This window comes from Spiroplasma endosymbiont of Tipula paludosa (genome assembly GCF_964264785.1).
GTDB lineage: Bacteria > Bacillota_I > Bacilli_A > Mycoplasmatales > Nriv7 > Nriv7.
Map to the genome: position 1 here is coordinate 145483 of NZ_OZ183484.1, position 25802 is coordinate 171284.

The window sequence follows — 25802 nt, forward strand, 5'->3', positions numbered from 1 at the left end:
TTAGGAGAATTTGATGTCGTAGTTATTTGGGTGTGTTCTTTATCAATTTTGTGATATTATATTTAATAGAAAACATTAAATTATATGAAATGATAGGTGATGTTATTATGAATAAAAAAGTATTAACTTTACGAGAAGTTGTGGAAAAATTTAATTTATCATTATTGTCTGGTGATGAACAAGTGCTGGAACGAGAAATTGAAATTGGGGGCATTAATCGTGCAGGATTAGAATTAGCAGGTTTTATTTCTGATGAAACTAGTCGTAAGCATCGGATTGTTTTATTAGGTGGTAAAGAGAATGAATACATTAATAAGTTACCAGCAACAGAGCGCAAGGCTCGTTATGAGAAACTTATTAATCAAGATGTTCCAGCGATTTTTACTAGTATTCGTTTTAATGAACCGGTATTAGTAGAATATGCTAAAGAGATAAATTTTCCTGTTATTGAGGCTAATTATTCTTCTAATGATTTTTATAATATTATTGTTAGTTACATTGATAATCGTTTAGCACCAATGGAAATGGTTCATGCATCGTTAATTAATATTTATGGTTTGGGAGTTTTAATTAAAGGTGATAGTGGAATTGGAAAATCAGAAAATACTTTAGAATTAGTTAAAAAAGGACATTTGTTTGTTGGTGATGATGGGATTGTTTTGCAAAGATATGTTAATAAAGTTATTGGTCGTAGTGATGAAAAGTTAAAGCATCATATTGAAATTAGAGGCATTGGGATTTTAAATTTAACGAAGATGTATGGTTCAAGAACAACTTTGGAAGTTACTGATATTGATATTATTGTTAATTTAAAATTGGCTGATAGTGAGTATTTTGCTAATTTAAATCGTGTGCAAACAGAAATTGATAGAGAAGAAATTTTTGGTATTAAAATTCCAGCGATTACGATTTCTGTAACTTTAGGAAGAAATATTTCGGAATTAATTGAAGCAGCTGTTATTAATATTAAGTTGCATAATGAAGGTATAAATAGTTCTGAGTTATTTATTAACCGAATTGATAGTGAACTTAAAACATAAGAGAAAGGTTTAAGTGTAAAAGTAAAAATGATGAATATATATTCAAATTGAGTACCTAATGAAATTCCAGGGACTAATGGTATTTTAAGATTTTATCCGCTTTTTATTCTTTTAGGAATAATTGTTTCGATTTTAGCTTCTTGGATTAAATTAAAACGCCGCGAGATTCCAACTGAACCATTTGAATGAAGTATTTTTTTAACTGTTCCGAGTGCAATTTTTGGTTCTTCAATTATTGGGAAAATTAATAGTCCTATTATTGATCAGTATGGGTTTTGAGGTTATTTTATGATTTGAGAACCGGGATTAGCAGTTCATGGTGGTGTTATTGCTGGTGTTATTGTTGGTTATTTTTGATTTCGGCATTATTCTAAAAAATATGAAATATCGTTATGAATATTTGCTGATGCCATTATTCCAAATATTTTATTAGGGCAAGTTATTGGTCGTTGAGGTAATTTTTTTAATCATGAACTTTTAGGACAGATAACGACTTCATTAGATTGATTACCTGATTGATTATTAGAAAATTTAAGAAAAGCTAATGCGGATGGTAGTCCAGCTGAAGGAATTGGGATTGTTCGTCACCCTTTGTTTTTGTATGAATCATTAATTAATTTATTTTCTTGGGTACTAATTACTTTTGTTATTCCTAAAATTGGTATGTGAAATAGTGTTAAACCTTGAAAGAAATATCCTAAAAAATTTATTCCGCTTTGAGAAAAAGATGTGGAATTATTGGAAAGTGAAAAAAATTGGGCAACACCGTTTAAAAAAATTTATTATCGTCGTCTTTGAAAGTTAAATTGTTGAAATCAAGCTTATTTTGAACAAACTCCGAGTAAAACAAAAAAGTTAACGGTAGTAAGAAAATATCCAGAACCGCATTTAAAAGCTAATAATCCATTTTTTAGACTTATGGAACGATGATTTAAAAATCAATGAATAAGAATTAAACAATTATGAACTCAAGATGCTAAACCTTTAGAAAAAAATGCTAATCCGGATAAATATTGAATGACGCGAGTTGGTGTTCAAACTGGAAGTTATGTAGTTATGTATAGTATGGTGCGAATTATTTTGGAAATGTTTCGTGATGAAAGTGATATTTTATTTCCTTATGATTATGTGGGTACTTATATATTTTTAGGGCTAGGTGTTATTACTGGAATTATTTTGATAATTTTTGCACAAGTTATTAGCGTTCGTAAATGAAGACAAATTAGGTGATTATATGAAAAACAATATTAATACTGATTATGATTTAATTATTATTGGTGCGGGTCCGGGTGGATTTACTAGTGCGATTTATGCGTGTCGGGCGGAGTTGAAAGTACTTCTTATTAACGAAGGTCCTCCCGGAGGGAAAATGGTAAAAACTTATGATATTGAAAATTATCCGGGTTTTGATAAAATATTAGGACCTGACTTGTCATTAGCAATGGATGGGCAAGTTAGAAAATTAGGCGCTGAATATGAAGCTACTAAGGTAATGAATATTGAAATTGCAACCGACGGTAATAATAAGATTATTACTGGTGAAAATGGTAAAATATGGCTTACTAAAGCGGTTATTATTGCTACGGGAACGGTTGAAAATGAGTTATTGGTGGATGGTGCTAAGAGATTATATGGTCACGGAGTTTCTTACTGTGCGGTTTGTGATGGGGCATTTTTTCGTAATAAGGATATTGTTGTTGTTGGTGGGGGTGATTCTGCTATTGAAGAAGCGGTATATTTAACTAAGTTTGCTAGAAAGTTATATTTAGTGCATCGCCGAAATGAATTTCGGGCTTCGAAAGGAGCATTAACAATTGCTCAAAATAATAATAAAATTGAATGACTGTTAAATTATGTTGTTAAGGAAGTTATTGGTAAAAATTCTCTTGAACAAGTTGTTATTGAACATACTGCGACAAAAGAGCAACAAGTAATTGATGCTAGTGCAATTTTTCCTTATATTGGTTCAACACCAATTTCTAATTTTGTTAAAGACTTGAAAATTTGTGATGAAAATGGTTATATTATTACTAATGAAATAATGCATACTAGTGTTTTGGGAATATTTGCGATTGGTGATGTTCGTCAGACAGTTTTAAGACAAATTGCTACTGCTGTTGGTGATGGTGCGATTGCTGCTCAAGAAGCAATAAAATATTTAGATCAATTGAAATTGTAATTGATGCTTAATTAATAGCAGTTTTATGAATGGAGTGATTAATAGTGATGTCTTTTTCTAAAATTGTTAAGCAAGAAATTATGAAAAAGGAATTTAGTCATCCAGCAAAGCAAGCTATTTTATTGGGATTAATAAAATCGTTAGCAATATTTAATAGTAAGCAATTAATTTTTGAATGTTCTAATAAAACTGTTGCTATTTTTGTTAAAAAATTAATTGCTGAAATTTATAATTATTATCCAGAAATTTTGACAATGGGAATTAAAACTATTGTATATAAGTTAGATCTTTCACATATTGTTTCTTTAATCATTAATGATAAAGATATTAGTTATGATATTAAACGAAATGAATTAGTTGTTAATTTTGAAAGATTAACGAGTGAAATATCAAAAAGAGCATTTATTGCGGGAGCATTTATTGCTACTGGTAGTGTTAATTCGCCAAGGATTAGTAATTATCATTTAGAAATTCAAGGAATTGATATTTTATTTATTCGGAAGTTACAATTACTAATAAATAGTTTTGGTTTTAAATTTAAACGCATTTATCGTCGTAAAAAACCTTTAATTTATTTAAAAAAATCAACTGAAATTGCTGATTTTTTGAAATTAATTGATGCAAGTCTTTCACTATTATCGTTTGAAAATGAACGGATTTCACGCGATATGTATAATAGTATTAATCGTTTAACAAATATTGAGATTTCTAATCAGCAAAAAACTAATAAAGCGGCTATTGAACAAATTAAGATGATTAATTTTTTAAAAGCGAATGATTATTTTTTAAAGTTATCATTAAAAACTCAACAAATTGCTAATTTACGGTTAGATAATCCTGAAGCTTCGTTGAGTGAGCTTTGCAATTTATATGAAAATATTTATCATGGTATGATTTCTAAATCAGGAATAAATCATATGATGCGCGAAATTAAAAATAGTTATTTATTGTTTAAAAGTATTTCTTCTGATGACAATTAAATATTTTATAAAATGTTTTGTATTAATATATATAAATTTGTGATATAAAGAAATTGTTATTAATTTAGTAGTAAAATTTGTTTTGCTATTAATTTTTTATATTTTAAGTGTTAATTAAGAAAATATTGTAATTGGGTGGAACTAATGAAATTAAAAATTAATTGAAAACAATATTGAGATTGAGAATTTAATAAAAAAGTTTTACGGATGATGTTACCTTTGATTTTGCAAAGTTTGATTGTTGCTTTTATTAATGTTTTAGATACAATTTTTATTTCAATTTTTAATCCTGAACAATTAACTGGTTTAGGTTTAACGAATGATATGTTTATTTTATTAATTTATAGTTTTTGAGCGATTTCGGGTGCTGGGGGTATTTATACAACACAATATTTAGGGAAAAAGAATTATGCTAAAGTTGCGGAAACCACAAGAATAAAATTAATTTTAGCACTTATTTTGGCAGTAGTTTATTTTACCTTAATATCGACATTAAGAACATCATTAATTAATATTATTGTGAATTTAGATAATCATTTGCCGGAAGATAAGAAAAATTTGATTTCTCAATCTGCAAATGATTATTTGCAGATTATTAATTATACAACTTGGTTTTTAGGTATTTCGTTAATTTTTTATAATACAATGTATGAGTGTGGCGATGCTTGAACACCGTTGTATATTAACTTTTTGCCTTTAACAATTAATGCGATTTTAAATCCAATTTTTATTAAACTTTGTGGTTGAGGTGTTGTTGGTGCTGCGTGGTCAACATTTATTGCTCGGGTTTGTGAATTTATTGTTGTCATTGCTTTTATAGTTTGAAAGAAGCCAGTTTATTATCCAGGATGAAAAATTTGAAAAACAACATTAGATTTGTGAAAAAAAATTATGAAAAACTTTGTGTTTATTTTTATGGCGAATGCCTTGTTTGCGCTTTCATCGTTTGTGCAAAAGATGATTATTTTAAAAGAAGGATTTAGAGGGCGCATAAAGTTTTGTTAGGTGGGTAAAGATTTGAATAATTTTGAAAGAAAAGCAACTAAAAATTTATTACCTTTTTACTTGAAAAATAATTAATAAAACAAAATATTTAATATTAACAAACATATTCTTAATAAAAGGTTATAAAAACTAAGTAAAATGCTTATAAAAACAACATTAAAATAATTTTTTACAACAAAAATCATACATAAGAAATATATACTTAATTTGCATATTGAAATAATTTATAGTAAATGACTATTTTTTCTTTTTTAAAAAATACCTAAGAAAACTAAACGCGACCTTTTTAGATAATTCTTATCAAGCGGCAATTTTAACATTTAGCATTATTGGCGTGTTTTATTCATTTTTTAATGGTTATTATGTGGCTGTTCCATATTTTGTTGGTCGGGAGTTAGGAGCTAATCATATTGTTAAAGCAAAAGTTAATTTTTATAAAATTTTAGGTTTTGGTTTAATTTTAAATGCGACAATTGCTTTATTAATCATATTTAGTTCGCCATTTATTCTTAATTTCTTTACGGGAAGTCCAGCAGTTATTTATGTTGCTAAGTGGTACTTAGCTTTTCAAGGGATAGCGTTCTTTTTCTTATCAACATCAATTATTTTCTTTAATATTTTAAGGATCGGTGGTAAAAATTTGTTATCAAGTTTAATTGATATTCTTTGCACTTGGGTTTTTATTGTGGGGTTAACTTGATTTGCATTTACAATTTTTAAATCCAATGATTATGAAGTGTTTTCTGAGAATTGAGTAATGGTGACAATAATTGTATTTTTAATTGTTTCTTTAGCTGAAATTATTCAATTTTCAATATTAATTATTACTGTGCGAAAAGTTAATTGAGCTAATAATTTAGTAAAACAATAAAATAAAGGGATGTTTAAAAATGATTAAGGATGTTATGAATGTTAAAATTAAGTTTGGTCAACAAATTAGACGATTACGAATAAATTTGCATTTGTCACAAGAAGAATTAGCATATGAATGTGATTTAAATAAAAATTATGTTTCTGATATTGAACGCGGTGAAAGAAACATTTCTTTACAAAGTATTGCTAAACTTGCTAAGGGTTTGCAAGTATCGTTATCGGAATTATTTGATTTTGACTATCAAATTTAAATACTATGATATTTTTAAATAGGGGGTGGAATTATTTCACAGTGATTATTTGGTTGAACAAAACCGGAATATTTATGGGTATTTTTTGTTATTTTTGCGAGTATTAATTTTTTTGCTTCTAGACGGATGATTAAATATTTGTCAGCATTAAAAATGCGAACAAAAATGTCAACGGCGGTTGCGGGAGCATTATTATTATCAATTATAACTTCATTGCCAGAACTTGTATCAGCGATAACAGCCGGTGCTTTGGGGAGTCCTGAAGTTAGTATGGGTGATGTTATGGGGGCAAATTTATTTTCAGGAGCGATGTTAGCTGTTGCTGATATTATTTTTATTCGTTATTTATTTTTTAAAAAAATAAATAACTCTAATCGCTTTATTATTTATTTAATGATCGGAATTAATATAATTTTAGTATTAGCTTTAATGCCAATTAAAGCATTTGATTTTATGTGGTTAACGATTCCTTATATCAATGTTTCTTGACCATTTTTAGTTTTATTATTAGTTTATGGGGGATTTTTAATAATGATGTTTAAAGGATTTCATGATGAGGAAAAAGAACCTAAAACTAATAAAGATGTTGGTTTAAAAAAATTATCATTAAAGATGATTATAATTTTTTTCGTTATTTCGGCTATTGGTTTAGTTCTTTCTTCAATAATATTAGTTGCGGTTATTGATAACTTTGATAATGTTTATGGGATTAAAAAAGAATCGGCAGGAGCAATTTTTTTAGGAATGACAACGGCCTTACCAGAAGTAGTATCACTATTTTCTTTAGCAAGGATTGGTTATGGTAATGTTGCCATTGCTGGAATTGTTGGTAGCCATCTTTTTAATTCAATTATTTACTTTGTTGCTGATATTATTAATCATCCTGTTGGAAGTTTAGAATATTTAGCAAATGGTAATATGATGAATTTAATGCCATTATTTGTTATTGCGATTTTGCTATTGTTAACAATTATTATTTTTACTGTTAAAACAATTTCGCGTTGAAGTAGTAGTAAAATTTTTACAGTAATAACTTCTGGAGTAATTATAATATTTTATGGTTTTAATATTATTTTTCAAATTTTACAAAGTCAATATCATTTTTTCTAATTTAAGTTGTAAAATAATTGTCATAAAACATATATGATAGATTATGATATAATTTACAAGGTAATTATTAAAATTTATAAAAGTAGAGGTTTAATATATGAGTAAACAAAATATTTTATTAATCTTTGAGATTATTCTTTTAATTGTTGGTTTTGCAATGATTGTTATTGGACTATTACAGCCAAAGAAAACGCAAGCAGGGTTAGGAGCATTAAGTGGTGGTAATCAAGAGCTTTTTGCACAAACTAAAGAGCGAGGACTTTCACGAACTTTATCATTTATGATGTTAGGTTGTGGATCTTGTTTATTTGTTCTTTCAATGATTATTAGAATTTTAGAAAATTCTTTATAATTTTTATTTAAACTATTAGTTCTTGAAAGTTCTAATAGTTTAATGACTGATGGAGAGTATATGAAGCAAAAAATTTTAAATATTTTAAAAAATGAAAAGCGAACCCTTTCAAAGTTAGAAATTAGTAATTATCTTGAAACTACTAATAAAGAACAATATGAATTAATGGTGTTGGAACTTAAGGAATTAGTAATTAATGATGTTTTAAAAGTTAATAGTAATAATGAATATTCCTTAAATTTACAAAATCAATTACTTACTGGTATTATTCAACTGCATTCTAAGGGTTTTGGTTTTATTAAAACTAAAGATAATCAAGAGTATTTTGTTAAATCACAAGACTTAAATGGTTGTTTAGATATGGATGAGGTTTTATTTGCTACTAAAAATATTAAGCAAAATGATGCCCGACATTTTGAGGCTCGAGTAATTGAAGTATTAAAAAGGCCTTTAACGACGGTTGTCGCTACTGTTTGTTTTAATGAAGTAAATAAAACAAAATTTTTAAAAATTAATAATATTAAATTGCAACATTTAGTCCTTGTAGTTACTAATTTAAATATGGCAATTATTGATACAATTGTTATTGCTAAAATAGTGTCTGTTAGTAAAAATCAATTGGTCTCATTAGAAATTCAGGATATTATTGGTAATATTAATACTCCGGGAATTGATGTCATCGCTGTTGTTCACGAGTTTTTTGTTAAGACAAAATTTGATGATGCGACATTAAATGAAGTAAAAAAAATCTCGCCATTGGTAATGGCTGAAGAATTAATTGGTCGGAGAGATTTACAAAATAATTTATTTATTACTATTGATGGTAGTGATGCTAAAGATTTAGATGATGCTATTAGTGTTGTTAAGTTGGATAATGGAAATTATAAATTATTTGTTGCGATTGCTGATGTGGCACATTATGTTGCTGAGAATAGTGCTTTAGATAAAGAAGCTTTTATTCGTGGGACTTCTGTTTATTTAGTTGATCGTGTTATTGCGATGTTACCACCACAATTATCAAATGGTATTTGTTCTTTAAATGAAAATGAGATGCGGTTAACGATAGTTTGTGAAATGGAAATTAATGCTGTTGGTGAAACTATTAGTAATGAAATATATCCAGCAGTTATTAAAACTAAGCGAAGAATGTCGTATGATGAAGTAAATTTAGCTTTTAGTAATCAAAATCCAGATTTTATTAAAACTCATCCTGAAATTTATCAAATGCTTTTAATTGCTCGTGATTTACATCATATTTTAAGAAAATATAAAGAGCAAGCGGGGGTTATTGATTTTAATTTAAATGAAGCTAAATTAATTATTAATCAAAATGGTAAAATTAGTGATATTACTTTGGGAAATCGGGCAACAGCAGAAATGTTAATTGAAGATTTTATGATTCGTGCTAATGAAACTGTTGCTAGCACTATTTATTGAATGAATTTGCCATTTATTTATCGCATTCATGATAAACCAAAAATTAAAAAATTAAGAGAAGTGTATAATGTATTAAAAATAATGGGTTATAACATTAAGGGTAAAGTTGAGAATGTTTATGCTAAAGATTTACAATTAACTTTGGAAAATATTAAAGATAAACCTTGATTTCAAGTTGTTGCTACTTTGTTTTTACGAAGTATGGAAAAAGCGCGTTATGATATTAATAATATTGGGCATTTTGGTTTAGCAAGTGACTGTTATACTCATTTTACATCACCAATTCGTCGCTATCCAGATTTAATTGTTCATCGGATGTTAAGAAAATATCTTTTTGAAAAACAAATTAATAATGTTATTGTTGATAAGTATACAGCGATTTTACAAAATCAAGCCGAACAGTCTAGTATTTCTGAGATGAAAGCATTAGAGTGTGAAAGAGCAGTAGAACAAATGAAAAAAGCTGAGTATATGGAAACACAAATTGGAAAAAGATTTTCGGGAATTGTTAGTTCAGTTACTAATTTTGGGATTTTTGTAGAATTAGAAAATACTATTGAAGGATTGGTTCGTGTTAGTGATATGCGAAATGATTATTATAACTATAATGAAAAAACAATGCGCTTAGTTGGTGAAAGAACAAGAAAAGAATATTATCTTGGACAAATTGTTAATATTGAGGTTAAGCACGCTAGTAAGTTAGAAAGAAAAATTGATTTTATCCTTAAAGATCCTAAAAATGGTAATGGTAGGGTTAAACAATGAAAATAATTGCTTCAAATCGTAAAGCACGATTTAATTATGAATTAATAGATAGTTATGAAGCTGGAATTGCATTGCAAGGTTCTGAGGTTAAATCTTTAAGGGAATCTAATGTATCATTACAAGAAAGTTATGTTTTGATTAGAAATCAAGAAGCACTAATTTTAAATTTACATATTAGTACTTATGCTTATGCATCAAGTGCTAAACTGGATCCTAATCGTTCAAGAAAGTTATTATTACACAAAAAAGAGATTTTAAAGTTGGAAGCGAAAATAAAATTGCAAAATTTACAATTAGTTCCTACTAAAATATATTTTAATAGTAAGGGTTTAGTTAAAATTGAAATTGCGTTAGCAAAAGCTAAGAAACTTTATGATAAAAGAGAGACTATTAAAAAACGCGATATGGAACGAAAAATTCAAAAGATTTAATAAATTTGATATAATATACTTATGGGGGTGCACTGGATTCGACAGAAATAACAAACAATTAACTGCAGTGGTGTGGTAAACCTTATCTACTTCGAGGTGTTATAACCGGAAATAAAAAAGAACATCAAGCTATTCCAACATATATGTTAAATCATAACTTTGTTGGGGCAACATTAGTTGCTTAATTCAACCTTTTAAAGGATATAAATAGCACATTATTTTAGCGTAAGTTTATCTAGGCTAGTTTAATGTTGATACTTGATAAACTAGATATTGTGATGTTAATAAGCAATGTTGAAATTCTATTAACTAGTTAGAGATATTACTTGTTTATTCATATTTTTCTTTAATGAACTTTTCTTGAATAAAATAAACTGTAGATGTTAATTGGGACTTATTTTTGGACGTGGGTTCAATTCCCACCATCTCCACCATAAATGTAAATATAAAATAAAAAGTAAACAATAAGTTTACTTTTTATTTTATTGTTAAATAACAAAAGACTTTTATTGTTAAACAAGATATAATTAATATTACATAAATAGTAAAATAACATTGTTGTGAGGTAAAATGCTAGTGTCTATTAATAATAAGTCGTTATTACAAATAAATATTAGCAATTTGCAAAAATTAGTTAATATTAATGATAAGAAAAGCTTAGAAAAAATTTTAAAAAATTTGCATAGTGCTGATTTAGCTGATGTAATTAATAAAATGGAAAATCTTAGTGAAGTTTTATATTTAGTACGGTTGTTAGATTCAAAAATAGCTAGTGAAGTTTTTATTAATCTTGATACGGAAATAAAAATAATGTTATTAAATGAGTTAAATAATACGGAAATAACGCAAATTGTTAATCAATTATATGCTGATGATATTGTTGAATTATTGGAACAAATACCTGAAGAAGTTGTGAAAAAGCTTATTATCAATGCATCGCGTGATAAAAGAAAAGAAATTAATATTTTATTAAATTATGAAGAAAATAGTGCTGGTTCAATTATGTCAGTTGATTTTGTGCAGTTGCTTCAACATGAGAAAGTTGGTCAAGCATTGGAAAAAGTGAAACAACTGGGTGAAAGAGCAGAAAATAGTGATAAGTATTATGTTACTGATAGTAAGAATAAGTTATTAGGAGTTATTAGTTTAAGAAATTTAGTTTTTGCTAATAGCAAAGAAGAAGTTAATAGTGTAATGGAAACTAATGTTGTTAGTGTTGATGCTCATAGTGATCAAGAATTAGTTGCTAATATTGTTCAAAAATATGATTTAAATGAAGTTGCTGTTGTTAATAAGCAAAATGTGTTAATTGGAATTATTACTGTTGATGATATTTTAGATGTTATGGAAGAAGAAGCAACAGAAGATATTGAAAAGTTAGCTGCGATTAAACCAACTGAGATGTTATATTTAAAAACTCCAGTTTGAAGAATTGTTCGTTCGCGAATATTTTGATTGTTATTTTTATTAGTATCAGCTACTTTTTCGGAATTAGTTATTGATGCTTTTTTACCTTTATTTGGTGCTAATAAAAATAGTAGTGATTTATCTAATAAGTTTTTAACTTTATTAGTACCGTTATTACCAATTATTGCTGATACGGGAGGAAATTCTGGAAGTCAAGCATCAACGACTATTGTGCGTGCATTATCATTAGGTGATGTTACAGTTAAAGATTATGGGCAAGTTGTTTGGAAAGAATTAAGAATATCTTTTTTTGTTGGTTTAATTTTAATTTGCTTTAACTTTATTAGAATGATTATTATTAATCTTATTAAATATGATGGTGTTTTACATTGAGATCAGTGAGCTTCAATGATTACAATTTCATTATCTTTATGAATCGTTATTATTATTTCTAAAGTAGCGGGAGGAATTTTACCAATTGTTGCAAAATTATTAAGAATGGATCCAGCTGTTATGGCTGCTCCTTTGGTAACAACAATTATTGACTGTGTATCAACAACAATCTTTTTTTCTATCGCTTTACTATTTTTTGTTACTTAATAGATAGGAGAATAATATGAGATTACGAAATAATCCGCAAGCAAAAATATTTTTAAAAAATAATTATCAAATTGTTATTCAAGAGCCCCAAACTTATCAAGGTAATTGAGCATCAAAAATTTTTAATAATACTCAACCTTGTCATTTAGAAATTGGATGTGGTAAAGGAGACTTTATTATTGCTATGGCACATAAATATCCAATGATAAATTTTATTGCCATTGAAAAATCGGAAGTAGTATTAATGGTAGCAGTAAAGAAAGTGGTAGCATTAGAAAAAATTCCTAATAACTTAAAATTTGTTCAAATTGATGCTAATAATATTTTAAATATATTTGCTATTAATGAAATTACCGAAATATATCTTAATTTTTCTGATCCATGACCAAAGAAAAAACATTATAAAAGAAGGTTAACGCATCCTAAATTTTTATTAGCATATAAAAATATCCTTGTTGATGCTGGTAAAATTTTAATTCGTACTGATAATGCGATATTATTTGACTTTACTATTAATAGTTTGAGGAGTGATTCTCATTGAAAATTATTAGTTCAAGAGCAAGATAGTTTATCTAGTATGTTTTTAACAGAGTATGAGAAGAAATTTATTAAACGCCAAATTGTAAAGTTAAGTGCAACTAAATTATTTTTCTAACCAAATATTCGATTGGCGAAAGATAATTTAGTATTTTTCTTGGTCTTTGGTTTAAAGACAATATAAATTTATGAACTGCATTTTTAGTAGTGTTTGAAAAATTAAATTTTTTAGGAAATTTTTCTCTAATTAAACCATTAGTATTTTCATTAGTACCTCTTTGTCAAGGTGAATATGCATCAGCAAAATAAATTTTCACATTTAAATTTTTTTCAAGTTGTTGTCAATTAGCAAATTCTTTACCCCTATCAAATGTTATAGTCTTAACAAGATTATTTGGAAGAATTGATAAATAATGACTAATATTTTTGTTAATAACTTTAGTAGTTCTATTTTCAACTAATATTGCTAAAGTAAATCTTGATGTTCTTTCAACTAAAGTTATTAAACATGATTTACTTTTACCTCGTGATGATACTACAGTATCACCTTCTCAATGGCCAAGAGTTATGCGATTATTAACATTTCGTTCTTTAATGGATTTACCATTAAATTTACCCCGATTTTCTTGAGATTTTCGTTTCTTACCTTTTCTTCTTAAATTTTTACTAGTAACCTTTTCAAGTAATCCAGAATAAATTCAATTGTAAATTGTTTTAAAACTAATAATTCATTCTTGATGAAAATTTTTAATTCTGCCATAAATTTGTTCAGGCGATCAACCTAATAATAATTTTTGTTGTACATATTTTACTAATTCTCTATTTTTAAATTTATGAAAATAAACATGTAATTGTTTTCTATTTTCTGCTTTATTTTGTGCAATTAATGAAAAATAATGATTATTATCTTTATTTCTATTAACTTCTCGATTAATAGTACTAATACTTCGATTAAGATTTTTAGCTATTTCACTAATTTTTACTTTAAATTTCAATTGATTCTCAATATAAATTCTTTCATCTATGCCAAGATGTTTGTATCCCATATAAAAACTCCTTAAATTTACTTTTTCTAAAATAAACTTAGCATCATGAAATTTTTATATGAAATCTTTTGCAATTTTATTTACTTGCACTTACAAGTATAATTCAGCATATATATTTCTAATATATAAATTTTGCTGTAAATATTGCAAATTATTATTATGATCTTGATGATTATGACTAATAAACACAGCATCAAGAGTATTAATACCTTCTCGTTTTAAATAATCTAAAATTAATGAATTATTTTTATTCAAACTATCAATTCCCGCATCAAAAAGAATATTTCCTTGATTATGAGGTAATTTTATTAAAATACTCAAAGCATTACCAACATTTAACATTTGCACGGATAATGATGAATTTAAATATGGGACCAGCATTCAATATCCTCATACACAAACATATCCCAAAAATGCCATTATTTTTCCAACATAATTATTTCACCCATAGCAAAGCAAAATAACAATAACATAATATATAAAATAAAATCACACTGGCATTTCTGTTAAATGGAAAAATATCGTTGTTGAAACTAAAAAATAAGTAAATATTAAAATTCCTTGATAAAGATAATGTAAAAAAACAATAACGGTTTAATTCAAATAATAACAAGAAAAAAATAATAAAAAATTTGAACTAAACTACTAAAAATAATTTGATGAACTAAAAATAATAAATTAATATGACCTTGCATATATATCGTTATTGGCAAAGTAATAATACTAATAGTTAATTGCGTAAATAATAACTTCATAATTTTATTAAAATTTCAACAAATTTGATTAACATAAATTATTATTAAACTAATTAAAAATGAAAATTGCCAATTAGTTTGATAAAGTACCAAGGGATTCATTATCAGAAAAAAACAACAAACTACTGCTCATAAATCTAATGATGAAATATTTAATTTAAAAATTTTATTAATATATGAACCTGTTCAATATAACAATGCTCTTAATGCTGATAATTGTCAATTTAATAAATAAACATAAAAACTTAATCAAGCAAAAATAATACTATTTCGCAAAATACTTTTTTTAATTAACTTACATAAAACCCAACGCAATAATGTTATTTGTAAATTAATATGAAAACCACTAACTACTAATAAATGACTAACATTTAATTTTTGTCACATTGCTAATAACTCAGAATGATTATCAGAATAATTTTGCAAAAGAAAAAAATCTAACAAATTATTATAATCATACTGTTGTAATCATTTTCAAATATAATTTCGTAATGTGAACACTTCATAATGAAAATACTGCTTATTAGTTAATTTAATTTCACCAACAATATGCTTACCATAATAATCTCAACCCCAATTATATTGATGAAAATTATTAATTGCTTGATGCTTAAATATTATGCCTTTAATTTTAACTTGATCAGCAATATTTAAACTAATATTAAAAAAATATTTTTTTATCAGCTGAATTATACTTGTAAGTGCAAGTAAATAAAATTGCAAAAGATTTCATATAAAAATTTCATGATGCTAAGTTTATTTTAGAAAAAGTAAATTTAAGGAGTTTTTATATGGGATACAAACATCTTGGCATAGATGAAAGAATTTATATTGAGAATCAATTGAAATTTAAAGTAAAAATTAGTGAAATAGCTAAAAATCTTAATCGAAGTATTAGTACTATTAATCGAGAAGTTAATAGAAATAAAGATAATAATCATTATTTTTCATTAATTGCACAAAATAAAGCAGAAAATAGAAAACAATTACATGTTTATTTTCATAAATTTAAAAATAGAGAATTAGTAAAATATGTACAACAAAAATTATTATTAGGTTGATCGCCTGAACAAATTTATGGCAGAATTAAAAATTTTCATCAAGAATGAATTATTAGTTTTAAAACAATTTACAATTGAATTTATTCTGGATTACTTGAAAAGGTTACTAGTAAAAATTTAAGAAGAAAAGGTAAGAAACGAAAATCTCAAGAAAATCGGGGTAAATTTAATGGTAAATCCATTAAAGAACGAAATGTTAATAATCGCATAACTCTTGGCCATTGAGAAGGTGATACTGTAGTATCATCACGAGGTAAAAGTAAATCATGTTTAATAACTTTAGTTGAAAGAACATCAAGATTTACTTTAGCAATATTAGTTGAAAATAGAACTACTAAAGTTATTAACAAAAATATTAGTCATTATTTATCAATTCTTCCAAATAATCTTGTTAAGACTATAACATTTGATAGGGGTAAAGAATTTGCTAATTGACAACAACTTGAAAAAAATTTAAATGTGAAAATTTATTTTGCTGATGCATATTCACCTTGACAAAGAGGTACTAATGAAAATACTAATGGTTTAATTAGAGAAAAATTTCCTAAAAAATTTAATTTTTCAAACACTACTAAAAATGCAGTTCATAAATTTATATTGTCTTTAAACCAAAGACCAAGAAAAATACTAAATTATCTTTCGCCAATCGAATATTTGGTTAGAAAAATAATTTAGTTGCACTTAACTTTACAATTTGGCATCATTAAATATTTTTTTTGATATTCAACAACATAATAATTACGATATTTTTGAACAACTTTAACAGTTAATCATTGCTCAGAACTATTATTTTCAAAAACAACAGTTTTAATTACTAGTAAAAAAATTAAGACAATAAATAAGAAAATAACAATAAAAAAGAAATATTTTCAATAAAATTTCATATTATAAAACACAAATCCTAATGATGCTACGCCTGTTAATAACAACGAATAATAACTAATATTTGTTATTAACAACAACCAGCAAATAATCAAAATGATTGTCGGAAATATTTTTAAACTCATATTAACTGCAAAATAATTTCATAATATTTATTTAATTTACTATCCTGTAAATATTTCTCTAAAGTTGGTCACCGAACTTCAATGGGTAAAGAAGATAATAAAATATTCACAATGTCATTAATAATGCGTCGCTCTAACTTTAAAATACCTTGCAAAAAAGACACAGTAATATCTTCAATATAAACTTTAGCAATGTCTTGCGAAAATGGTTCTAATTCAATAGTAATATCATTGTAAATAACTTGTAATAATTTTTTGCTGCCAAAGGCTGAAAATAATACAACGGCACTTGATAATAAAAAATGATGTCCACTAAGCGCTGTTTATTAATTTTTTGTTCATTTTTACTAATACTAATCTTTTTTGGCAAAATATTTCTTAGCAACGGCAAGTTATTTTTGACTAAAAAATTAATCTCAATACTTGATTTAGTAATAATATTTGGTTGTGGTTTTATGATATTAATATCAGCATTAATAAAAAAATGCGATAATAAAAATCCCATTAAAATAAGAATACTTATTATAATAGCAAAAATAATAATTTTAGTTTTCTTCATTTTTTCACCCGTAATTAAATTACTTATAAAACAATGAATTTCCTTTAAAATATTTATTAATAACTAAGATAAAATGTCTTGTAATTTTTTTTGCAATTGTTTATATAATTCTTCATACTGTTCATATTTATGCTTTTCAGCATTAACTTTTGCAATTGGTGCCTTATTTAAAAACTGTTCATTATTTAATATTGTTTTACTTCGTTCTAACTCATAATGAATATCTTGTAACTGTTTTTGAATAAATAATTCTTGTTCTTTTTTATTAATTGTCATATCTAAAAAAACATCAATTGTTCCATCAATTAAAGGAAGCGCGATTGTTTGTCCTAAATGAGATATTTTCTTATTAATAGTTGTCATTTGACTATTAGTTAACTTTTCCAAAAAACCATTAATTTCCTGAGCATACTTCTGATAATCAAGATTATCAGAATTTAAATTAAAATTCAAAGCAATGTGATGTTTAATATTTCTTGTTGCCCGTAATTCTCTAATAACTGTTGTAATATTAATAACATTAACTAAATAATTTACGGGAGCAATATTTTCTAAAACTATCGGATATTTTTCTTCCATAATTGATTTTTCATTATTAAACATCTTTTGATAAATTTCTTCAGTTACAAAAGGAATTAAAGGATGCAATAAAATAATAATTTGCTTTAAAAGATAAAATAAGACTTGAATTGATGCCACTTTAGTTTTAGGATTTTGTAAATTACTTTTTGATAACTCAATATATCAAGAGCAAAAATCATCTCAAACAAAATTAAAAAGATATTTACCGCTAACAACAAATTCATATTTCTCCATATTTGCTTGCACTTTTTCAAGAACAAAATTAAAATTATTTAAAATTCAATAATCAACAGCTTCTAATTGTAAATCCAAAATATTATTCACTGGCTTAAAATCATCGGCTAAATTTAAAAGCACGTATCGGCTCGCATTTCAAAGTTTATTAATAAAATTTCACGAAGAACGAACTTTAGTAATACTAAATCGTAAATCTTGCCCCGGAGTACTATTAGTTAATAAAAAAAATCGTAAACTATCAGCACCATACTCAGTAATAATATCCATTGGATCAATCCCATTACCCAAAGATTTTGACATTTTTCTTCCTTGTTCATCACGAATTAAACCATGAATTAATACCGCTTTGAAAGGTTTTTTATTAACTAAATATAATGATTCAAAAATCATCCGACTAATTCAAAAGAAAATAATATCATAACCAGTAACTAACAAGGAATTTGGCAAATATTTTTCAAAAAATAATTTATCATTATTTTGTTGCGCAAATATTAAAGGTCACAAAGCACTAGAAAATCAAGTATCTAAAACATCACTATCTTGTACTCATTCTTCTTTATTAGGTGGCGTTATGGCCACAATAATTTCCTTAGTATCTTGATGATATCATACTGGCAATTGATGACCCCATCACAATTGTCGGGAGATACATCAATCCTGAATATTTTCCAACCATTGATCTAAAATATTTGCAAATCTTGATGGATAAAACAAAATCGCATCAGCACTATTTTGTAATTTTAAAGCTCTGTTTACTAATGGCTGCATTTTAACAAACCATTGTTCTGATAAATATGGTTCAATAATAGCATCACTGCGTTCTGAATATCCTACTTGATGAACAAAATCAGCAATTTTAACAACTAAATTTTGTTTTTCTAAATCACCTATTAACTGTTGTCGACAAACAAAACGGTCTAATCCCTCATATTGTAAAGCTGTGGCATTCATTATGCCACCAGAATCCATACAAATAATTAAATCCAAATTATGTCTTTTAGCAATTTGATAATCATTAAAATCATGAGCAGGCGTACATTTCATTATTCCTGTTCCAAGTTCCATTACAATGTATTCATCAGCAATTATCGGAATTCTTTGTTTATTAACCGGATTAATAACTTCTTTATGAAGATACTTTTGATAACGAACATCATTAGGATGAAAAACTAAGGCTTGATCAGCAAACATCGTTTCTGGTCTTGTTGTGGCAATTGTAATCATTTCATCACTATCTACTAAGGGATAATTAAGATAATACATTTTACCTTGAACTTCTTTATAAGTTACTTCCATATTTGATAACGCTGTTTTTAACTGTGGGTCTCAATTAATAATTTTTTTGCCACGATAAATTAAACCATCATTATATAATTTAACAAATGTTTCATTAACTAATTGATTAACATCACTATCTAAAGTAAACTTCTCATAACGATAATCTAATGCTAATCCTAATTTTGCTCATTGCTCACGAATTATCTGAGCATATTCATCCTTTCACGAATTAACTTTAGTAATAAACTGATCACGAGAAAAACTAGTAATCCGTTTTTTCTCTTCATCTCATATTCTTTCAGCAACTTTTACTTGGGTAGCAATTCCCGCATGATCCATTCCTGGAAATCAAGTAACACCATAACCAGTTAAAATTTTATAACGCGCCATAACATCTTGTAAAGTATTATTCCAAGCATGACCCAAATGTAATTTACCAGTAATATTAGGTGGAGGCAAAATCATACTAAAAACAGGTTTATTATTAATATTATCAGCACTAAATAATCGTTTTTCTAGTCAATAATCATACTTACCATTTTCTACTTCAAAATGCTCATATTTTTTACTTAATGATTTCATTAATTCTCTCCTACTTATTTTCAATAATTATATCAAACATTAAGAAATATAAAAAATGATACTTAATTAATCTAATATTTAATCTTTTTTCAACGATAATATAATAGACTTGGTACATAACTATAACATTTTATGCCGACTAAACTATAAAATTCATTTTTATCTTTGTATTTATCTAACATTTGTATTTTATCTAAAAAATAATTATCAAAATAGTAGATAAAATTAAAGGTTATGTACCAAGTCTAATGAATTTAAAACAACAGTAAGATCAGAAAATGCCATCGCCGCGGCTGCAAAAATTGCAAATTCAAAATTAGGAATTGATATTCAAAATCAACCAGATAACATTGCTACTGGTAAGGCAATAAGGTTATAACCAAATGCTCACATAAAATTAGTTCAAATAACCCTTCTTGTTTGCTTCGTTAACACAATCGCTTTATAAATATTTAAAACATCAGGTTTAATGAGGGCGCATAAAGTTTTGTTAGGTGGGTAAAGATTTGAATAATTTTGAAAGAAAAGCAACTAAAAATTTATTACCTTTTTACTTGAAAAATAATTAATAAAACAAAATATTTAATATTAGCTGAATTATACTTGTAAGTGCAAGTAAATAAAATTGCAAAAGATTTCATATAAAAATTTCATGATGCTAAGTTTATTTTAGAAAAAGTAAATTTAAGGAGTTTTTATATGGGATACAAACATCTTGGCATAGATGAAAGAATTTATATTGAGAATCAATTGAAATTTAAAGTAAAAATTAGTGAAATAGCTAAAAATCTTAATCGAAGTATTAGTACTATTAATCGAGAAGTTAATAGAAATAAAGATAATAATCATTATTTTTCATTAATTGCACAAAATAAAGCAGAAAATAGAAAACAATTACATGTTTATTTTCGCTGAATTATACTTGTAAGTGCAAGTAAATAAAATTGCAAAAGATTTCATATAAAAATTTCATGATGCTAAGTTTATTTTAGAAAAAGTAAATTTAAGGAGTTTTTATATGGGATACAAACATCTTGGCATAGATGAAAGAATTTATATTGAGAATCAATTGAAATTTAAAGTAAAAATTAGTGAAATAGCTAAAAATCTTAATCGAAGTATTAGTACTATTAATCGAGAAGTTAATAGAAATAAAGATAATAATCATTATTTTTCATTAATTGCACAAAATAAAGCAGAAAATAGAAAACAATTACATGTTTATTTTCATAAATTTAAAAATAGAGAATTAGTAAAATATGTACAACAAAAATTATTATTAGGTTGATCGCCTGAACAAATTTATGGCAGAATTAAAAATTTTCATCAAGAATGAATTATTAGTTTTAAAACAATTTACAATTGAATTTATTCTGGATTACTTGAAAAGGTTACTAGTAAAAATTTAAGAAGAAAAGGTAAGAAACGAAAATCTCAAGAAAATCGGGGTAAATTTAATGGTAAATCCATTAAAGAACGAAATGTTAATAATCGCATAACTCTTGGCCATTGAGAAGGTGATACTGTAGTATCATCACGAGGTAAAAGTAAATCATGTTTAATAACTTTAGTTGAAAGAACATCAAGATTTACTTTAGCAATATTAGTTGAAAATAGAACTACTAAAGTTATTAACAAAAATATTAGTCATTATTTATCAATTCTTCCAAATAATCTTGTTAAGACTATAACATTTGATAGGGGTAAAGAATTTGCTAATTGACAACAACTTGAAAAAAATTTAAATGTGAAAATTTATTTTGCTGATGCATATTCACCTTGACAAAGAGGTACTAATGAAAATACTAATGGTTTAATTAGAGAAAAATTTCCTAAAAAATTTAATTTTTCAAACACTACTAAAAATGCAGTTCATAAATTTATATTGTCTTTAAACCAAAGACCAAGAAAAATACTAAATTATCTTTCGCCAATCGAATATTTGGTTAGAAAAATAATTTAGTTGCACTTAACTTTACAATTTGGCAAATTGAATTGGCAGATGTTATTACAACACCTGAGTTAGGAAATATTGAAATTAGTAGTGGACAAACAATTCCAACTGAAGAACAAATGAACAAATTAAAGAACGATTAGAAGAAAAAAATCAACAATTAGATATTAGTCAAGTTAAAGTACAAGGAAACAGCATTACTAATATTGCGGCAATTATTGAAGCAAATAATGAAAATTATTACCCTGGCGAAGTTACAGTAACATTTACACTTGCTAAAAAAGCAAGTAAACCAAGTAAGACACAAAAAACAATTACAGAAGATAAATCAAATTATGGCGGATTTAAACCTGGTTTTTTAAACCAATCTTCTAAATCTAATAGCAGTAGTAAGAGAGTGAGTGTTGGCGACCAGGCCGGAACTAGTGGCACCCAAAACCAAAATACTAGAGGAACAAATCACAATAATCAGTATGATGTGCCGGCGGATAATAGTTGTTTATTTTGATCGGTAGCAACAGCTTATTTATTACCAGTGAGAAATAATTATGAAGAATTTAGAACAAGATTTATTCAATTATTTGGTGAAGAAAATTTAAAAAATATATTAGACTTGGTACATAACCTTTAATTTTATCTACTATTTTGATAATTATTTTTTAGATGAAATACAAATGTTAGATAAATACAAAGATAAAAATGAATTTTATAGTTTAGTCGGCATAAAATGTTATAGTTATGTACCAAGTCTATTACATATTCAAAAATTACTACAACAATATGATTTAGAAAATAATAGAGATTTAAATCAATTATGATATCAAGATGCCGCCGCCCACAGACTGGTAATAATTGTCTTTCGCAATCGCGTTGTCGATTATATCAGAGACAATTTAGATAGACAAACAAATTTATTATTAGAAAATCAAAATCCAACATTTCGAGATTTTATTAATATTACTGAAACTAATGAGGTTGATATCGATAATTATTTAATAAGAATGCGACAAGCCCCAACATGGGGTGGGACACCAGAAATAGTAGCGATGAGTAATCTTATGAATAATAATATTAGAGTAGATAACGATAGCCCATATCAACCCGTGCATCAAAATGCAAATAATAACATACAAATATTTCATATAAATGGAAACCATTATAATTTTGCTTTAATACCAGAAGAAAATCGAACAAATCACCCTATTGCTATTAATGACAATCAGGGAAATATTCCGGTAGTTGATACAACAAAAAGACCAGATAATTTACCACCAACAACCCCGAAACCAGATACAAACGCAATTAAATTACCGGTTGATGATCACGCGCAACACCATACTATTTTATCTAACAATAATGAGGATGATGATGCTAATCAAGGTGATATTATCAACGCACCAGAACCAACAACAACCCCATTACAAAAAGATGAATATCATTTTGTAGATAAAAAAACAGAAGAAAAAAGTTTAAAAAATGATGAAAATTTAGAAATTAACTTAATTAAAAAAAATAATAAAATCAAGCAAAATGTACCTGTAGTAAATAAACCAATAAACAAAAATATTATCAACGCACAAATAACAGCTACCAAGGCAATAAATAAATACAACGCTCTTTCAAAAGAAGAAAAATTAAAAAAATTAAATGAAATTAATCGTTATTATCAAACATTATCTGAAAATGATAAAAAAGCTTTTAAAGAAAAATTAACAAATACGGGATTAGCAGCTTTAAGTTGAGGAGCATTAACAGCTTACGGAACAAAAATGACTGTTAGTAGTACCGCTGCCACTAGTGTCACAAATGCAGAAGCAATGGAAATGACTCCGTTTTTATCAACAAGCACAACAGAAAGCTTAGCCGCTGCAGAAACAATTACTGTTGCCGAAACAGCGGCGGTTGAAGGCGGAGTTATAGCTGGAGAAACTGGTACCGCTGCCGCTCTGGCTCCGGAAACTCTAGGGCTATCCTTAGTAATTGGAGGATTAGCAATTGCAGGAACATGAATGTATTTTGCTTTTCATCATCATTCAACATCTGATATTGCGTTGCCGGCTTCAATTCATCATAATGTTTATGATAACATTGAAAAATGATATAAATTTCTAGCCCATGATAAATTAAAAATTAAAATTAACAAAAACACATGAAATGAAATCAAACAAAATAAAAATTCACAAGCAAACATTACTAAAATTATTAAAAATAAATTTGTTATAAGTGATCATTCTGGCTGAGGCGGAAGTATCACAAATGAAGATTTCAATACTCTCGTAAAAGTAATATTGCTTCATTTTGAACAAATAAATGGTTATTTTGAAATATTAGATAATAAAAATGATGGTTTTGTCATTATAACCAACACTGAAGGCGATTGACTGGGAATAGAATAAAATTTAACATTATTAATTAAAAGAGCAAGATATTTCTTATATGTGTTATGTAGAATAATCTGAGTCCAAATTTTAATATTATTTAAATTAAGGGGAATGTACAATTAACTGTGTCTCTAAGTAATTAACTTAAATTCACTCTGTCCTCAAATTTTATCATTAAATGTGAAATCGCACTACCCCGATTTTGAATTGGCATCGTTCATTTCTTAACCATATTTTAAAAACTGATGAGTCATTAGGGAAAATCTTTTTATTCTTAATGACTTTTCTTAATTGACTATTAACAGATTCAATCGCATTAGTTGTGTAAATAATCTTTCTAAATTTCTGGGGATATTCAAGAAAAATTATTTAAGTTATTTTTTCTATTTTAATATGCCAAATTGTAAAGTTAAGTGCAACTAAATTATTTTTCTAACCAAATATTCGATTGGCGAAAGATAATTTAGTATTTTTCTTGGTCTTTGGTTTAAAGACAATATAAATTTATGAACTGCATTTTTAGTAGTGTTTGAAAAATTAAATTTTTTAGGAAATTTTTCTCTAATTAAACCATTAGTATTTTCATTAGTACCTCTTTGTCAAGGTGAATATGCATCAGCAAAATAAATTTTCACATTTAAATTTTTTTCAAGTTGTTGTCAATTAGCAAATTCTTTACCCCTATCAAATGTTATAGTCTTAACAAGATTATTTGGAAGAATTGATAAATAATGACTAATATTTTTGTTAATAACTTTAGTAGTTCTATTTTCAACTAATATTGCTAAAGTAAATCTTGATGTTCTTTCAACTAAAGTTATTAAACATGATTTACTTTTACCTCGTGATGATACTACAGTATCACCTTCTCAATGGCCAAGAGTTATGCGATTATTAACATTTCGTTCTTTAATGGATTTACCATTAAATTTACCCCGATTTTCTTGAGATTTTCGTTTCTTACCTTTTCTTCTTAAATTTTTACTAGTAACCTTTTCAAGTAATCCAGAATAAATTCAATTGTAAATTGTTTTAAAACTAATAATTCATTCTTGATGAAAATTTTTAATTCTGCCATAAATTTGTTCAGGCGATCAACCTAATAATAATTTTTGTTGTACATATTTTACTAATTCTCTATTTTTAAATTTATGAAAATAAACATGTAATTGTTTTCTATTTTCTGCTTTATTTTGTGCAATTAATGAAAAATAATGATTATTATCTTTATTTCTATTAACTTCTCGATTAATAGTACTAATACTTCGATTAAGATTTTTAGCTATTTCACTAATTTTTACTTTAAATTTCAATTGATTCTCAATATAAATTCTTTCATCTATGCCAAGATGTTTGTATCCCATATAAAAACTCCTTAAATTTACTTTTTCTA

At 26.3% G+C, this 25802-nt stretch carries 26 protein-coding genes, 1 other RNA gene and 1 pseudogene; 19 read left to right on the forward strand and 9 right to left on the reverse strand.

The window, feature by feature from the left end:
• Positions 1–107: 107 nt before the first annotated feature.
• The 14 genes from hprK to trmB all read left to right on the forward strand — a co-directional run bounded on the left by hprK (position 108) and on the right by trmB (position 13085).
• On the forward strand, positions 108–1040 hold the full coding sequence (gene hprK, locus ACFEL5_RS00840; RefSeq protein ID WP_375315474.1) for an HPr(Ser) kinase/phosphatase: 933 nt from the start codon (positions 108–110) through the stop codon (positions 1038–1040).
• A gap of 30 nt (positions 1041–1070) precedes the next feature.
• A complete protein-coding gene (locus ACFEL5_RS00845) occupies positions 1071–2291 on the forward strand; it encodes a prolipoprotein diacylglyceryl transferase (protein ID WP_342277532.1) in 1221 nt (406 codons plus the stop codon).
• A complete protein-coding gene (trxB, locus tag ACFEL5_RS00850; protein WP_342277531.1) occupies positions 2275–3219 on the forward strand; it encodes a thioredoxin-disulfide reductase in 945 nt (314 codons plus the stop codon). Before ACFEL5_RS00845 ends, trxB begins: the two co-directional genes overlap by 17 nt.
• Positions 3220–3248: 29 nt before the next feature.
• On the forward strand, positions 3249–4199 hold the full coding sequence (whiA, locus tag ACFEL5_RS00855; RefSeq protein WP_338966828.1) for a DNA-binding protein WhiA: 951 nt from the start codon (positions 3249–3251) through the stop codon (positions 4197–4199).
• 144 nt (positions 4200–4343) lie between these two features.
• Entirely contained in the window at positions 4344–5204 is an 861-nt protein-coding gene (locus tag ACFEL5_RS00860; protein WP_375315475.1) for an MATE family efflux transporter, read from the forward strand.
• 313 nt (positions 5205–5517) lie between these two features.
• On the forward strand, positions 5518–6075 hold the full coding sequence (locus ACFEL5_RS00865) for an MATE family efflux transporter (protein WP_375315740.1): 558 nt from the start codon (positions 5518–5520) through the stop codon (positions 6073–6075).
• A gap of 19 nt (positions 6076–6094) precedes the next feature.
• Entirely contained in the window at positions 6095–6328 is a 234-nt protein-coding gene (locus tag ACFEL5_RS00870; RefSeq protein ID WP_215825781.1) for a helix-turn-helix domain-containing protein, read from the forward strand.
• Positions 6329–6454: 126 nt separating this feature from the next.
• Positions 6455–7438 carry a sodium:calcium antiporter gene (locus ACFEL5_RS00875; RefSeq protein WP_375315476.1) on the forward strand — a complete coding sequence of 328 codons (984 nt, stop codon included), beginning with the start codon at positions 6455–6457 and terminating at the stop codon, positions 7436–7438.
• A gap of 97 nt (positions 7439–7535) precedes the next feature.
• A complete protein-coding gene (gene secG / locus ACFEL5_RS00880; protein WP_338966779.1) occupies positions 7536–7790 on the forward strand; it encodes a preprotein translocase subunit SecG in 255 nt (84 codons plus the stop codon).
• Positions 7791–7850: 60 nt separating this feature from the next.
• Positions 7851–9998: a ribonuclease R gene (gene rnr, locus ACFEL5_RS00885; protein WP_375315477.1), complete on the forward strand. Its 2148-nt coding sequence runs from the start codon at positions 7851–7853 to the stop codon at positions 9996–9998.
• Positions 9989–10423, forward strand: coding sequence for an SsrA-binding protein SmpB (gene smpB / locus ACFEL5_RS00890; RefSeq protein ID WP_375315478.1), 435 nt, complete (start codon positions 9989–9991; stop codon positions 10421–10423). The genes rnr and smpB overlap by 10 nt, the downstream gene beginning before the upstream one ends.
• A 23-nt stretch (positions 10424–10446) precedes the next feature.
• Positions 10447–10857, forward strand: a transfer-messenger RNA (tmRNA) gene (ssrA, locus tag ACFEL5_RS00895).
• Positions 10858–10999: 142 nt separating this feature from the next.
• Positions 11000–12430 (forward strand): magnesium transporter, encoded by a 1431-nt coding sequence (mgtE, locus tag ACFEL5_RS00900; protein WP_338966775.1) that lies wholly within the window; start codon positions 11000–11002, stop codon positions 12428–12430.
• 16 nt (positions 12431–12446) lie between these two features.
• Complete coding sequence (trmB, locus tag ACFEL5_RS00905) at positions 12447–13085, forward strand: tRNA (guanosine(46)-N7)-methyltransferase TrmB (protein ID WP_375315479.1); 639 nt, start codon at positions 12447–12449, stop codon at positions 13083–13085.
• On the opposite strand, the gene ACFEL5_RS00910 is transcribed toward trmB, so the two are convergent.
• The 3 genes from ACFEL5_RS00910 to ACFEL5_RS00920 all read right to left on the reverse strand — a co-directional run bounded on the left by ACFEL5_RS00910 (position 13069) and on the right by ACFEL5_RS00920 (position 15491).
• Positions 13069–14013 (reverse strand): IS30 family transposase, encoded by a 945-nt coding sequence (locus ACFEL5_RS00910; RefSeq protein ID WP_338966716.1) that lies wholly within the window; start codon positions 14011–14013, stop codon positions 13069–13071. The two genes, trmB and ACFEL5_RS00910, sit on opposite strands and share 17 nt — an antisense overlap.
• Positions 14014–14103: 90 nt before the next feature.
• On the reverse strand, positions 14104–14433 hold the full coding sequence (locus ACFEL5_RS00915; protein ID WP_375315480.1) for an MBL fold metallo-hydrolase: 330 nt from the start codon (positions 14431–14433) through the stop codon (positions 14104–14106).
• 131 nt (positions 14434–14564) lie between these two features.
• On the reverse strand, positions 14565–15491 hold the full coding sequence (locus tag ACFEL5_RS00920; protein WP_375315481.1) for a ComEC/Rec2 family competence protein: 927 nt from the start codon (positions 15489–15491) through the stop codon (positions 14565–14567).
• A gap of 68 nt (positions 15492–15559) precedes the next feature.
• On the opposite strand from ACFEL5_RS00920, the gene ACFEL5_RS00925 reads away from it, so the two are divergent.
• Positions 15560–16504 carry an IS30 family transposase gene (locus tag ACFEL5_RS00925; protein ID WP_338966716.1) on the forward strand — a complete coding sequence of 315 codons (945 nt, stop codon included), beginning with the start codon at positions 15560–15562 and terminating at the stop codon, positions 16502–16504.
• Here the strand turns inward: ACFEL5_RS00925 and ACFEL5_RS00930 are convergent.
• The 4 genes from ACFEL5_RS00930 to ACFEL5_RS00945 all read right to left on the reverse strand — a co-directional run bounded on the left by ACFEL5_RS00930 (position 16501) and on the right by ACFEL5_RS00945 (position 20605).
• Complete coding sequence (locus tag ACFEL5_RS00930) at positions 16501–16836, reverse strand: hypothetical protein (protein WP_375315482.1); 336 nt, start codon at positions 16834–16836, stop codon at positions 16501–16503. The genes ACFEL5_RS00925 and ACFEL5_RS00930 overlap by 4 nt on opposite strands.
• A 211-nt stretch (positions 16837–17047) precedes the next feature.
• The gene (locus tag ACFEL5_RS00935) at positions 17048–17395 is read right to left on the reverse strand and encodes a hypothetical protein (protein WP_375315483.1); all 348 of its coding nucleotides are present in this window, start codon (positions 17393–17395) and stop codon (positions 17048–17050) included.
• 63 nt (positions 17396–17458) lie between these two features.
• On the reverse strand, positions 17459–20077 hold the full coding sequence (locus tag ACFEL5_RS00940; protein WP_375315741.1) for a valine--tRNA ligase: 2619 nt from the start codon (positions 20075–20077) through the stop codon (positions 17459–17461).
• Between the two features lie 222 nt (positions 20078–20299).
• Complete coding sequence (locus tag ACFEL5_RS00945) at positions 20300–20605, reverse strand: hypothetical protein (RefSeq protein WP_375315484.1); 306 nt, start codon at positions 20603–20605, stop codon at positions 20300–20302.
• A gap of 168 nt (positions 20606–20773) precedes the next feature.
• Here ACFEL5_RS00945 and ACFEL5_RS00950 point away from each other — a divergent pair, with 168 nt between their 5' ends.
• The 4 genes from ACFEL5_RS00950 (at position 20774) to ACFEL5_RS00965 (ending at position 24424) form a co-directional block, all read left to right on the forward strand.
• The gene (locus ACFEL5_RS00950; protein WP_375315485.1) at positions 20774–21016 is read left to right on the forward strand and encodes a helix-turn-helix domain-containing protein; all 243 of its coding nucleotides are present in this window, start codon (positions 20774–20776) and stop codon (positions 21014–21016) included.
• 76 nt (positions 21017–21092) lie between these two features.
• The gene (locus ACFEL5_RS00955) at positions 21093–22037 is read left to right on the forward strand and encodes an IS30 family transposase (protein ID WP_338966716.1); all 945 of its coding nucleotides are present in this window, start codon (positions 21093–21095) and stop codon (positions 22035–22037) included.
• Between the two features lie 388 nt (positions 22038–22425).
• Positions 22426–22659 carry a hypothetical protein gene (locus ACFEL5_RS00960; protein WP_375315486.1) on the forward strand — a complete coding sequence of 78 codons (234 nt, stop codon included), beginning with the start codon at positions 22426–22428 and terminating at the stop codon, positions 22657–22659.
• A gap of 43 nt (positions 22660–22702) precedes the next feature.
• Positions 22703–24424, forward strand: a complete 1722-nt coding sequence (locus ACFEL5_RS00965) for a hypothetical protein (protein ID WP_375315487.1) — start codon at positions 22703–22705, stop codon at positions 24422–24424.
• Positions 24425–24634: 210 nt separating this feature from the next.
• Here the strand turns inward: ACFEL5_RS00965 and ACFEL5_RS00970 are convergent.
• Both ACFEL5_RS00970 and ACFEL5_RS00975 read right to left on the reverse strand, forming a co-directional pair.
• Positions 24635–24772 (reverse strand): annotated as a pseudogene (locus ACFEL5_RS00970) (transposase); the annotation flags it as partial.
• A gap of 56 nt (positions 24773–24828) precedes the next feature.
• Positions 24829–25773 carry an IS30 family transposase gene (locus tag ACFEL5_RS00975; RefSeq protein ID WP_338966716.1) on the reverse strand — a complete coding sequence of 315 codons (945 nt, stop codon included), beginning with the start codon at positions 25771–25773 and terminating at the stop codon, positions 24829–24831.
• Between the last annotated feature and the right edge of the window lie 29 nt (positions 25774–25802).